The sequence below is a fragment of the Limimaricola cinnabarinus LL-001 genome, from assembly GCF_000466965.1.
In the GTDB taxonomy this organism is placed as follows: domain Bacteria; phylum Pseudomonadota; class Alphaproteobacteria; order Rhodobacterales; family Rhodobacteraceae; genus Limimaricola; species Limimaricola cinnabarinus.
In genome coordinates this window covers 1-12,091 of sequence record NZ_BATB01000076.1, presented here as the reverse complement: position 1 = coordinate 12,091, position 12,091 = coordinate 1, and the positions used below count along the sequence as shown (strand labels likewise).

Here is a 12,091-nt window from a genome sequence, read left to right as displayed (position 1 = left end):
CCTACGGGAAGGAACCTTTCAGGTAGCAGAACGTTCAGGAAACTGAGATCATTTGGAAGGGTGCGATGTCCTCCGCCGTTGCGATGGACCGGATCATCACCAAGCTCTCGATTTGATGACGCGTTGAGAAGAGCTGCGAAAGGAAAAGATCCGTGAAAGCTGTCGTGTACAACGGGCCCAAAGATGTTTCTGTCAATACCATCGACGATCCCAAGATCGAGAAACCGACCGATGTGATCATTCGGGTGACCACCACCAACATTTGCGGGTCTGACCTTCACATGTACGATGGCCGTACCAGCTTCGAGAAGGGCAGGGTCTTTGGTCACGAAAACCTTGGCGAAGTCATCGAGGTCGGCGCTGCCGTAGATCGGATCAAGAAGGGCGATCGCGTCTGTATGCCGTTCAACGTGGGTTGCGGGTTCTGCGAAAATTGCGAACGCGGTCTGACGGCGTTTTGCCTCACGACCAACCCCGGAACCGCCGGCGCAGCGTATGGCTTTGCGAGATGGGGCCGTGGCAAGGCGGTCAGGCCGAGTTGATGCGCGTTCCTTATGCGGACTTCAATTGTCTGAAGCTGCCCGAGGACGCTGAGGAGAAGGAGGACGACTATGTCATGCTCTCCGACATCTTCCCGACGGGTTGGCATGGCGTCGAAATGTCCGGTTTCCTGCCCGGCGAAAGCATCGCGATCTACGGCGCTGGTCCGGTCGGCTTGATGGCCGCGCACTCAGCCCAAATCCGCGGTGCCTCTCAGATCTTCGTGGTCGATTCTCACGATGACCGCCTGACACTGGCCGAGGCGATGGGCGCGGTTCCGATCGACATGCGCAAGGGCGATCCCGCCCAGCAGATCCTTGACGCAACCGGCGGCCGCGGGACCGACCGGGGGGTCGAGGCGGTCGGGTATCAGTGTTGCGATCGCCACGGCAAGGAGCGCAGCAATTACACGATGAACTGCCTCGTCAAAAGCACGAAGGCCACCGGCGGAATCGGCGTCGTCGGCGTGTTCGTTCCGGAAGACCCGAACGCGCCCGACGATCTCCAGAAGGAAGGCAAGATTGCGTTCGACTTCGGCAACTTTTGGTTCAAGGGGCAGAAGATCGGCACCGGACAATGTAATGTGAAGCATTATAACCGGCGGCTGATGAACCTTATCGAGCATGGCCGGGCCAATCCTGCCCAAATCATCTCGCACCGGCTGCCGCTTGATCAGGCACCAGACGCCTACAAGCATTTCGACGAGCGCGATGGTGGTTGGACGAAGGTCTTGCTCAAGCCGGGCGCCTGACCTTAGTCTTCGACGGAATAGGAAATCAATTATGACTTTGGAAGGCAAAACAGTTGCTATTCTGATCGCACCCCGCGGGACGGAAGAATCAGAATTCTCGAAGCCCAAGCAAGCTATCGAGGATGCTGGCGGCAAAGTGACCGTGGTCAGTTTTGAAACGGGCAAGGCTCGCACAGTCAATAGCGATCTTGACGAGGGCGGCAGCTATACTATCGACAAGACGTTTGCCGAGGTCAAAGCCGACGATTTCGATGGCCTTGTCGTGCCCGGGGGGACTGTCGGTGCCGACAAGCTGCGCGGCAGCGGCGAGGCAATCGGTTTCATCCGGGCCTTCTTCGATCAAAAAAAACCGGTTGCGGCTATATGCCATGCACCCTGGACATTGATTGAGGCTGACGTGCTTAAGGGGCGTTCCTTGACGTCCTACCCAACGCTGAAGGTCGATATCGAGAACGCTGGCGGTACATGGATAAATGAGGAAGTGGTAGTCGACAACGGCCTTGTCACAAGCCGCGACCCCAACGATTTACCCGCCTTCTGTGCCAAACTCGTAGAGCAAGTCGCGGCAGGTGTGAGCGCTAGAATCGCAGCCGGGAATTAGAGACGGGGCGGTCTCGACAAACCATTTGAGGGCCCGCTCACGGAAGAAGATCAACGCGAGACAGGCGTAGCGGATTGCAGGTGGTGATGGCCATCCGCTACGCCGCGTATCAGACGAACACTGCGCGCCGGACGAGCAGTTAAACGTTAAGTCGCTTCAACCGCGGTGAACTCCTCGGCGGCGCTGATAGGCTTCTAGGCGTGACACATTGTAGCGTCCGGTTTCGTTCCACATAGTCGACTCCAGGTTCGGCCCCCTCGCTTCGACGCCGTCAATGTACGTGGACATAGGTGCCAGCGAGGACGGGGACGGTGTTGCAGGTTTCCTTGTTGAGTCGCCGAGCGGTACGCCGCTTTGGACCTACGATGCACCGCGGTTCAACGCGCAGGCGGCGCAATCGACTGCCCGCCGTCGGTTAGGCGTGCACGTGCTTGGACCAGTCGGTGCCGCAATAGCCGAGTAGCGTGTCCGCCGAAGTTGGGGAGGCATCGCGAGTAACAAAGGGCGGGCTCGTTGATAACCGGAATTGATCTTTTCAGTAGACGGCAGTCAGCGCCTCGACGTCACGACCCAGGTTCGATCCTCCCTTCTCGTCAAGCCTCATTCCGATCAGGCTAGTGGAAGCGAACAGGATCGTGGCCTCCGACCGTTACCGGGTGGTCCCAGTCGACCGACTGCCACCATACTTGCTCTGCTGTTCTTGCGAACGCTGGATGCCGAACAGGTTTACGACCTACAGCGCCGCTTTAAGATAGCGGGCGGTGAGACTGCCTTCCGCTTCCGCAACGACGCCAGGGACGCCGCTGGCAACGATACGGCCCCCATCTTCCCCGGCCCCCGGTCCCAGGTCGATGATCCAGTCCGCCTGTGTGATGGCGCGCATGTCATGTTCGATGACTACGACGGTATTGCCGGCGTCTACGAGGCCCTGCAGGTGTTGCATCAGCCGGTCGCCATCGGAGGGGTGAAGCCCCGAAGTTGGCTCGTCGAGGATGTAGATCGTGTTGCCGCGTTGAGCGCGTTGCAGTTCAGTCGCCAGCTTGATGCGCTGCGCCTCCCCGCCAGACAGCTCGGTCGCCGGCTGACCGAGCCTCAGATAGCCAAGACCGATCTCCCGCAACACGTCGAGGGAGCGCATCACAGATGGCTCGCCAGCGAAGAAATCGCACGCATCGTCGACCGTCAGTTCGAGCACCTGGGCTATATTGCGCCCGTTCCATTCGACTTCGAGCGTTTGCGGGTTGTAGCGAGAGCCATGACAGGTCGAGCACGGGGCAAAAACGCTCGGCAGGAACAGCAGCTCCACCATGACGTATCCCTCGCCCTCGCACACAGGGCAGCGGCCTTGCGCCACGTTGAACGAGAACCTTCCCGGGCTGTAGTGCCGCCGGCGGGCGAGCGGCGTATCAGCGAAGATCCGTCGCACATGGTCGAACATGCCGCTGTAGGTGGATAGGTTCGAGCGCGGCGTGCGGCCGATCGGTTTCTGATCGACCCGCACCAGCCTGCGAACATGCTCCATGCCTGCGACAATGCGTCCTTCAGTGTCGTTCTGCGCAACATCGAGCAGCGGATCGATATCCTCCTCCTCGGCCACGGGGGAGCCGCCGAGGTGTTCCGTGACGAGCTCAGGCAGCGCCTGACTGACAAGACTGGATTTGCCCGATCCCGAAACGCCGGTGACAGCGGTGAAGCAGCCGATGGGGAATTCGACGTCGAGACCTTGAAGATTGTTACGCCTGATCCCTTCCAGGCGTAGCCATGCCTTGGGATCGCGCGGTGTGCGCTCACTGCGGAGCTGCTCTGCGAACAGGTAGCGGCGGGTGATCGAAGTCTCGACGTCGGCAAGCCCCTCTATCGGCCCGCTGTAGAGGACTTCACCGCCCTTTTCCCCGGCTCCTGGCCCGACATCGACGAGCCATTCCGCACGGCGGATCACGTCGAGATCATGTTCGACGACGAACAGGGAGTTGCCCGCCGCCTTGAGACGCTCGAGGATGGTGAACAAGGCTTCGCCATCTGCCGGATGCAACCCTGCCGAAGGCTCGTCAAGCACATAGACCACGCCGAAAAGCTGTGACGACAATTGCGTGGCAAGCCGCAAGCGCTGCAGCTCACCAGAGGAGAGCGTCGGGGTGCTGCGGTCGAGCGAAATGTAGCCAAGGCCAAGATCGATCAGCGGTTCTAACCGCTCGATCAATTCGCAGGCAAGGCGTTGGGCGGCGATCCGCTTTTCGTCGGAGAGATTGGGAGTGCGGCGTACGTCGGGCGCGCTCTTGTGCGCAGAGCCGCCCGCCGAAACCCGTTGTTCGACCGCTACATCGCGGGCCGCTTTTTCCAGAACATGGCCCTTTGAGGGGGCGGAGACCGCGCCATGCGCAACGGGCATCAGCAAGTCCTTCAGCTTGAGCACCGTCAGCTCGCCGAACTCGGCAATGTCGAGCCCGGCGAATTTGACCGACAGGCTTCGCGCTTCAGGCGCTTGCCGTCGCAGGTCGGGCAATCGCGGCCGATAATATATTGCGAGACGCGCTTCTTCATCAGCGCGCTTTTAGTGTTGGCGAAGGTTTCCAGCACATAGCGGCGCGCGCCGGTGAAGGTGCCCTGGTAGCTCGGCTCCATGCGGCGCTTGAGCGCCGTCCGGGTCTGTTCGGCCGTCAGGCCCGCATAGACCGGCACCGTCGGCGCCTCGTCAGTGAAGAGGATCCAGTCGCGATCCTTTTTCGGCAGGTCGCGCCATGGTGTATCGACGTCATAGCCGAGCGAAACGAGGATATCGCGCAGGTTCTGGCCATGCCAGGCGGTCGGCCAAGCGGCGATCGCCCGGTCGCGAATGGTGAGGCTGTCGTCAGGCACCATCGTCTCTTCGGTCGCGTCATATACGCGGCCGATGCCGTGGCAGGTCGCGCAGGCCCCCGCGACCGTATTGGGGGAGAAATCCTCCGCATAGAGCATGGGCTGATGACGCGGATATTCGCCGACGCGCGAATAGAGCATCCGCACCAGGCTGGAGAGCGTCGTCACGCTGCCGACCGAGGATCGCGCGTTGGCCGAGCCGCGCTGCTGCTGCAACGCGACTGCAGGCGGCAACCCGTCAATCGCGTCGACCTCCGGCACGCCGGCCTGGTCGATCAGGCGACGGGCATAGGGCGCAACCGATTCCAGATAACGCCGCTGCGCTTCGGCATAAAGGGTGCCGAACGCGAGCGATGACTTGCCCGAGCCCGATATGCCGGTGAACACCACGAAGGCGTCGCGCGGTACATCGACGTCAACATTTTTGAGGTTGTTCTGGCGCGCGCCGCGAACCTGCACGCAAGCGTGCGGCCCCGTATGCCCATGATCGGTGGCCGGCGTCGTCGCGTGAATATCCTTGCTCTTCAATTTAGTCTTCCTGATATATCCGCCCATGCGGCCCCTGTTTCATCACGGTCGGGGTAACGGATGAATGTATTTCCGCGCCAATACATGCAACGGCCATAGCCCCCATGTTGCCCTGAGACAGGTCTGGCACGCGGTGAGAAGCGATCATGCTCTCAAGCCTGCGCCACATGCAACGAGGGCATCGGCGCTGAGGGTCCGATCCTGTGTCCGGGAGGGGGGAGCCATCGCTCGCTCCCCCAGGTTTGCCGGTCAGACCGTAACGACGACCTTGCCGATCTGGTCGTTCGATTCGAGGAAGCGGTGCGCGTCCTGGATGGCGTCGAGCGGGAAAGTGCGCGCGATCCGCGGCTTGAGCGCGCCAGATTCCAGTCCCGCCACGATGAACGCCTTGGCGCGATCAAGGGCGGCATCGTCCGAAACGATCTCGCTGTAGAGATAACCCTTGAGCGTGAGGCTCTTGCCCAGCACGGAGAACAACGGGAAGGGCGTCGGCTCGCCGCTGAGCGCGCCATATTCGAGCAGGATGCCGCCGCGCGCCATGCTCGCGGTCAGCGGCTCGAACGACGGGCCTCCGACCGGATCGAGCACCACGCGCGCACCTGCACCACCGGTTATCTCCATCACCTTTGCGACCAGATCCTCTTCCTCGGTCGCGACGACATGATGTGCACCGGCATCAAGGAGGGCCTGGCGCTTGGCGCTGGTACGCGTCGTCGCGATCACCGTCGTGCCGACCATTCGCGCAATCTGGAAGGCAGCAAGGCCGACGCTGCTAGAAGCAGCGGTGACGATGACGAAATCGCCCTCGCCGAGCTTCGCCTGCTCCACCAGCGCGCCCCAAGCGGTGACATACTGCATCCACACGGCCGCCGCTTCCTCAAACGACAACGCCGCCGGATGCTTGACGACAAGGCGGGCGGGCACGTTGGCGACCTCGCCATAGGTGCCCCAGCGCGCGATATCGAGCGGGGGGATGACGCTGACGCTTCGCCTTCCGCAAATTCGGTCACGTCCGCGCCAACCGTAACGACGGTGCCGGCGGCTCGTAGCCGAGGCGGCTCGGGAACTCGGCTTCCTGAAGGTAGGCATGGTTGCGGAACATCACTTCGGCGCGGTTTATACCTATCGCCTTGACCGCGATCTGCACTTCGTCGGCCGCGGGCGCGGGCACTGCCACATCTTCAATCTTGAGGACGCTGGCGTCGCCATATTCGTGGATACGAACGATGCGGCTCATGGGACACTCCTTGATTATTGAATGATCGTTCTTTATCGGTGTGAGCCACCAGTTTCAAGATATTATTTATCGATCATTCCATATCGGGCAGCAGACATGACAGACACTAAAACCCGTCGCAGCGCAGGTCGCCCTCGCGTGTTCAACACTGACGCTGCGCTCGACAAGGCGGTGCGGCTGTTCTGGCAGCGCGGCTACGACGCGACTTCGATGGCCGATCTGGTGGCGGAGACTGGTGTCGCCGCCGCCAGTCTCTATGCAGCGTTTGACAACAAGGCGGGGCTGTTCGCGGCGGTGATCGAGCGCTACGCCGCGACGTTCAGCGTCCACCTCTACGCACCCATCAACGATCCAGCGTTGTCCACCTTCGAGGCCGTCAAAGGCCTGCTGGAACGAGCGGCGTCATCGTTCTCGGAACCTGGAACGCCGGCCGGCTGCTTCATGTATTCGGCAGCAGCAGCGGTGTCGCCGGCGTCCGCTGCCATCGAATGCCTGCTGCGCGACAAGCGTATCGCGGCGGAGGCCCTCCTGATCGAGCGTCTGCAACGCGGCGCCGCGCAGGGCGAGCTGGCGGCCAATGCCGATCCGGCCGTCCTAGGCAAATTCATCAATACGGTCATGGAAGGCATGTCCGTTCAAGCGCGCGATGGCGCTACGATCAACGAACTGCTCTCCATCGCCAAAATGGCACTCGATCGATGGCCGGCTGCGGTGTGATGGACGAAGCGAGCTCGTCCTCGATGTTCTTGCAACTGCTCATGCAGACCAGCTACCACGCTGGATTCACAAGATGAATCCCTCACGCGATTTGTGCAACAGAGCCGGCTGGCCCCAAGGACTCTCGTTATGAACGAGGGACGACCGGGGGGCAGGTCACGATGCCGATGCCGGGGTGACGCCGCCGCATGGTCTGTGCCACTTCGATCCCGTCCGAGCCTTCCGCCAGCTCCATGTCGGTGATCAGCATATCCGGCCTGAGCCCGGCAAATTTCTCGCGGGCTTCCTGCGCCGAAGCGGCCACCCCGAGGACCTGACAGTTCAAGTCTGCGCACAGGTCCTCAAGTTCCAGCGCCAGAAGCACTTCATCTTCCACGATGACGACGATTTTCTCGCTCACTGAACAGCTCCGGATTTTCTACCCGTAACCGCGGTCTTGTCCTACCGTTCCAGGCCGTTTAGCGAATGTGATCGAGCGAGGAGGTCCCGAAACCTGTGCACTGTTGCGGCGCAGTGCCGCAGGTTGCCGACGGTCATGACCAGGTCGCGCTTCTCTTGCAGAAATGCATATAATGTGGAGTAACGATCACCGGGTCCGCAATTGTAGCTGGACTGTATTCTGGCAGCCTTGCGTTGCTCCGGAGGAGCCGATGCGCGAAAGCGATCCTGACGCGCCTATGGTTTTCGCCGGAATTGCCGGTGTCGGAGCCTATACCTGGCATGTTGCCGAAAACCGGCTTGTCTGGTCCAGGGAATTGACGACCCTTTACGGTGTCCGGCAATCGCCCACCGCAGAGCAGGGATTCACACAACTCGTGCACCCCGAGGACCGGATGCGGGTGGAAGCAGAGATCTCCAGTTTTCTCGAAGGCGGGGACAGCTACGAGCACGAGTTTCGTATCCTCAGGCCGGGCGGGGAGGTGCGCTATATCCATGACCGCGGCGTGATCGAGCGCACAGCCGACGGCACGGCACTGGTGCTGCGCGGTCTTAATGTCGATGTCACCCACCAACGCGTGATGCAAGCCGCCGACTACACGGCCCGCTTGGGAGCCGCCAAGGGGATCGGCTTTTACGAGTATGGTATCACTCACAACCGCTCCTGGTGGTCGGCGGAGATGTTCCGGATTTTCGACGCGACCTATCGCGACAGGATCGATCCCGACGCGGTCATGGATGAACGGGTCTACGAGGAAGACCGGGACCGGTTGCGGGCGCTTCAGGACACCGCAAGCCACCGTTTGGGTCCTTACGAGATCGAATACCGCATCCGCCGGCGCGACGGCCGTCTCCGGTGGATACGAGACCGCGGCGAAACCCTCGGTCCCCTCGATCCTGTGACGGGGCGCGCGTGGCAAATTCGCGGAACCGCCACCGACATCACCGGGCACAAGGAGAGGACGCAGGCGATACCGGCGGGATCGGAAACATTCCAGCAGGTCATCGAGCGGGCCCCTTTCGGGATCTGCGTCATCGACGCGGACTTCCGGCTCGTTCACGCCAGTGTCGGCGCCATGACGGCCTTCGGCGGCATCGAGCCGTTGATCGGGCGCAACTATGGCGATCTGCTTCGACGTATCTGGCCTGAACCCTTCGCAAGCGCGGCAATTGGGCAGTTCCGACATACCCTTGAAACAGGCGAGCCCCATCACGCCCCTTCGACCCGTGAACGGCGTTATGACAAAGGTCGGACAGAGGTCTACGATTGGGCATTGGAGCGGATCTCTCTACCGAACGGGCGCCCGGGCGTCGTGTGCTATTTCTATGACCTTTCCAATCGTGTTCGACAGGACGTCGGGCGGCAGGAGAGCGAGGAGCGCCTGCAACTGGCTTATGAGGCGGCAGGCATGGTGGCATGGGATCTCGACCTTGTCACCGGCGACGTTGTCTGGTCTCCGCAGCTATACGAGCTTCTGGCTCTCGACCCCGCGATCTCCTCCTCGACCGATATCTTCTCCGAAATGATCCATCCCGATGACAGGGGCGCGGTCGAGGCAGAACTCGCGCGCGCTATTGATAGCGGCAGAGTTTTCGACGCGGTGTTCCGGATTAGGGGGCACGCCGGTGTCACTCGTCATGTTCTGGCACGAGGCCGGGTCATCCGGCACGACGGCGGCCACCCCGCCAGGATGACCGGTGTCATCTTCGATGTCACCGAGCGGCACGGAAAAGACCGCGACAGCGTCGAGCGGTTGCGCCTGGTGCTCGACAGCGCAGTCGCCTTCATCGGCACGCTCGATCTCGAGGGGCGGATCTTGGAAGCGAACGCGATGGCGCTCGAAGCGGGCGATGTCGGTCGCGACGAGGTCATCGGACAATTCGCATGGGAGACATACGGATGGTCCTACGACACTGAGGTCGCCGGGCAGCTGCGAGCTGCCATTGCCCGGGCAGCCGCCGGGGAGATCGTCCGCTACGATGCCGTCGCGCGCAGCCCGAATGAGGGGCGCGTGACCGTCGACATGCTGCTGTCCCCCATTCTCGGCGATGACGGAAGCGTCCGCGAGATTGTCGTATCCGGGTTCGATGTGACCGAGCGCGAGAAGGCCAAGGAACATGCCGAGTTCCTGATGCGGGAGATCAACCACCGCTCCAAGAACATCCTGGCACTGATCCAGGCGATCGCACGGCAGATATGGAAGACCGATCCGGAGGATTTCTTCTCTCGTTTCCAAACCCGGCTACAGGCCCTCGCCTCCTCCCAGGACATCCTCGTGAAGGGCAAGTGGAACGGAGCCTCTCTTGAGCAGCTCGCCCAGTCGCAGCTTGCGCATTTCGCGGATCTGATCGGCTCGCGCATCCGGCTCGAAGGCCCACCGGCAAGCCTTTCGGCGGAGGCGGCTCAGGCCCTCGGCATGGCGTTCCACGAGCTTGCCACCAATGCCGTGAAATACGGTGCACTTTCGAACGAAACGGGCAATGTCGATATCGCGTGGCATCTGAAAGACAGAAGCCTCAGCGTATCCTGGGTGGAGCATGGGGGCCCGCCGGTCTCTCCCCCCACGCGCAAGGGTTTCGGTTCGGTCGTTCTCGACACGATCGTGCGCGGCTCGCTGTCGGCCGACGTCCGGATCGACTACCCTCCCGAGGGTCTGCGCTGGACGCTGACATGCACAGACAAATGCCTTGTGGCCTGACCCATTGGTGCCGGGGAACATCGCTCTCCCAGCGAACCCGCCCGGATTTCGGCCCGCTTCCTCCAAAAGCGGCCAGCACCTGTATGGGCAGTCCGTTACGAGGAGAGCCGCGAAGGCCATGACTTATTTCTGGAGGAGACGGACGGGGATCGTTGAGTATATTTTCCGAGGCTTGGAGGGAGGGGTGAAGATCACGTGTGCCGCGCCCCGAGAGATGTGGCGTATCTCAAGATCGCCGCTTTCCATGAAATCTTTGGCAAGCGAGGCGGTCAGATTGTCATTCCGCATATCGATAGTTTTTTCATTGTTTCGGAGGTAGGTCGAGCCGGATCGTCCCGGCTGTCGCTCAAGCGCATCTGTGCGTGTGATCTGTTCAGCCATTGATCGTCGCATTCTCCATTTGGTTGGCTTGTTGTTTTTTGATGGACCAAAAACAGAGGGCTCGCCGCGCCACATTGATCACGCGCAACAAAGGCGCCGACCATCCTTGTCCCCTAAGTCAGCGCTTCAAGCGCGTTGTCTCCTCGAGCATCTCGTCAACGGTCGTGACAATGCGGGCATTGGAGGAATAGGCGCGCTGGGTCTGGATCAGACCGGTCAGTTCTGCGGCCACCTCGACATTCGAACTCTCGAGCGCACCCGCGGTCAATGTGCCTGCCGAACCCTCCCCGGCCTGCCCAAGACCGAATTCACCGGACCCCCGCGAAAGCAGATAGGCATTGCCATCGGTTGCAAGAAGCCCTGCCGGGTTGGCAACCTCGGCCAGGGGAATGCTGTAGAGAGGCTTGCGGCTTCCATTGTCGAAAACCCCGTAAACATCCCCTCGATCATCGATTTCGGTGCGAACCAGAATGCCGCTCTCGGCACCGTCCGAGACGATCTTCAACGGCGCGTAATCTCCCGAGAACTGGGTCATGCCATCGAAACTGCCCAGTGCTCCGATCAAGACCGTAACCGTCTGGGGCACCGCACCGCTGTTCACCGTAAGAGTAGCCGTTCCGGGCGCGGTATCGAACGCGAACCCCGCCGGAGCTGCGGCGGTGGAAACCGGATTCGAGTAGAGACGCGGCGATCCGGCCAAGGGGCCGCTATCATGAAATTCGACCTGCACCTCTCCATAGGACGTGCCGTCTCCGTGAGACAGGGACGGAACCCACTGGTTTTCCACTGTCCCAGGCTGCCATGCGAATTGCACGCGTTCGGCAGCCCCGAGCGGCGTGTAGATTTCGGCCGAGCTCACGAACGGCGCCCCCGGTTCCGGAAGACCGGTTTGCTGGGAGGGAAGATTCCCGCCGATGCTCATGGCCCCTGTCGGCGAGCCGGTCCGCGACAGACTGCCCAGGTTCACGGTCTTGAGGTCGGCGAACTGGTTGCGATCGATCAGTCCCAGCGACTCCGTCTGGTCATAGGGAAAACCGGCCAGAAAATACCCTGCGGCGTTCCGGAGATTGCCATTTTCATCCGGCGCGAATGAGCCTGCCCGGGTCAGCAGATAGTTTGCCTCGTTGGTTTCATGGGGAGTGCGGGACACGACAAAGAAGCCTTCGCCCCCAATCGCCAGATCGGTGGGACGGTCCGTGGCGCGCATGGTGCCGGAAACTCCCACCTCGATGCCCTGGGCCACCCTTACGCCGGCGGGCGCCGGCGCCGCCGTGGACCCCGTCGTCGAGCTGGTGACCATCTGCGCGAAGCGGCGACGGTAGCTGTCACATCCCGGCAGGTAG

The 12,091-nt window shown here is 61.5% G+C and carries 11 protein-coding genes; 5 read left to right on the top strand and 6 right to left on the bottom strand.

The window, feature by feature from the left end:
• Window positions 1-152 precede the first annotated feature (152 nt).
• Genes MBELCI_RS22030 through MBELCI_RS16570 form a run of 3 tightly spaced genes read left to right on the top strand, consistent with a single transcriptional unit; the run spans window position 153 to window position 1,892 of the window.
• Entirely contained in the window at window positions 153-542 is a 390-nt protein-coding gene (locus tag MBELCI_RS22030; RefSeq protein ID WP_235047679.1) for an alcohol dehydrogenase catalytic domain-containing protein, read from the top strand.
• Window positions 542-1,291, top strand: coding sequence for a zinc-binding dehydrogenase (locus tag MBELCI_RS16575; RefSeq protein ID WP_235047678.1), 750 nt, complete (start codon window positions 542-544; stop codon window positions 1,289-1,291). The genes MBELCI_RS22030 and MBELCI_RS16575 overlap by 1 nt, the downstream gene beginning before the upstream one ends.
• 31 nt (window positions 1,292-1,322) lie before the next feature.
• Window positions 1,323-1,892, top strand: a complete 570-nt coding sequence (locus MBELCI_RS16570) for a type 1 glutamine amidotransferase domain-containing protein (RefSeq protein WP_045320385.1) — start codon at window positions 1,323-1,325, stop codon at window positions 1,890-1,892.
• Window positions 1,893-2,625: 733 nt separating this feature from the next.
• On the opposite strand, the gene MBELCI_RS22025 is transcribed toward MBELCI_RS16570, so the two are convergent.
• From MBELCI_RS22025 to MBELCI_RS22015, 4 genes are all read right to left on the bottom strand, one after another.
• Window positions 2,626-4,395 (bottom strand): excinuclease ABC subunit UvrA, encoded by a 1,770-nt coding sequence (locus MBELCI_RS22025; protein ID WP_305068697.1) that lies wholly within the window; start codon window positions 4,393-4,395, stop codon window positions 2,626-2,628.
• A complete protein-coding gene (locus MBELCI_RS22020; protein ID WP_021695396.1) occupies window positions 4,308-5,276 on the bottom strand; it encodes an excinuclease ABC subunit UvrA in 969 nt (322 codons plus the stop codon). The genes MBELCI_RS22025 and MBELCI_RS22020 overlap by 88 nt, the downstream gene beginning before the upstream one ends.
• Window positions 5,277-5,525: 249 nt before the next feature.
• The gene (locus tag MBELCI_RS16560) at window positions 5,526-6,200 is read right to left on the bottom strand and encodes a zinc-dependent alcohol dehydrogenase family protein (protein ID WP_235047677.1); all 675 of its coding nucleotides are present in this window, start codon (window positions 6,198-6,200) and stop codon (window positions 5,526-5,528) included.
• An 82-nt stretch (window positions 6,201-6,282) separates the two neighbouring features.
• Window positions 6,283-6,513, bottom strand: a complete 231-nt coding sequence (locus tag MBELCI_RS22015; protein ID WP_235047676.1) for a hypothetical protein — start codon at window positions 6,511-6,513, stop codon at window positions 6,283-6,285.
• Window positions 6,514-6,651: 138 nt separating this feature from the next.
• Between MBELCI_RS22015 and MBELCI_RS16555 the strand changes: the two genes are divergently transcribed.
• Window positions 6,652-7,230 (top strand): TetR/AcrR family transcriptional regulator, encoded by a 579-nt coding sequence (locus MBELCI_RS16555; protein ID WP_021695394.1) that lies wholly within the window; start codon window positions 6,652-6,654, stop codon window positions 7,228-7,230.
• Window positions 7,231-7,357: 127 nt separating this feature from the next.
• Here the strand turns inward: MBELCI_RS16555 and MBELCI_RS16550 are convergent, their stop codons facing one another.
• Window positions 7,358-7,630, bottom strand: a complete 273-nt coding sequence (locus MBELCI_RS16550) for a response regulator (protein ID WP_021695393.1) — start codon at window positions 7,628-7,630, stop codon at window positions 7,358-7,360.
• Window positions 7,631-7,880: 250 nt separating this feature from the next.
• Here MBELCI_RS16550 and MBELCI_RS19595 point away from each other — a divergent pair, with 250 nt between their 5' ends.
• Window positions 7,881-10,367 (top strand): PAS domain-containing protein, encoded by a 2,487-nt coding sequence (locus tag MBELCI_RS19595; RefSeq protein ID WP_021695392.1) that lies wholly within the window; start codon window positions 7,881-7,883, stop codon window positions 10,365-10,367.
• A 499-nt stretch (window positions 10,368-10,866) separates the two neighbouring features.
• Here the strand turns inward: MBELCI_RS19595 and MBELCI_RS16540 are convergent.
• The coding region (locus MBELCI_RS16540) for a flagellar hook protein FlgE (protein ID WP_045320383.1) at window positions 10,867-12,091 on the bottom strand (1,225 nt) is incomplete at its 5' end.

Excerpts from the sequence above, each read along its gene's own strand:
- MBELCI_RS22015 (WP_235047676.1), bottom strand. The coding sequence starts at position 6,513 with ATGAGCCGCATCGTTCGTATCCACGAATATGGCGACGCCAGCGTCCTC.
- MBELCI_RS16575 (WP_235047678.1), top strand. The coding sequence starts at position 542 with ATGCGCGTTCCTTATGCGGACTTCAATTGTCTGAAGCTGCCCGAGGAC.
- MBELCI_RS16570 (WP_045320385.1), top strand. The coding sequence starts at position 1,323 with ATGACTTTGGAAGGCAAAACAGTTGCTATTCTGATCGCACCCCGCGGG.
- MBELCI_RS19595 (WP_021695392.1), top strand. The coding sequence starts at position 7,881 with ATGCGCGAAAGCGATCCTGACGCGCCTATGGTTTTCGCCGGAATTGCC.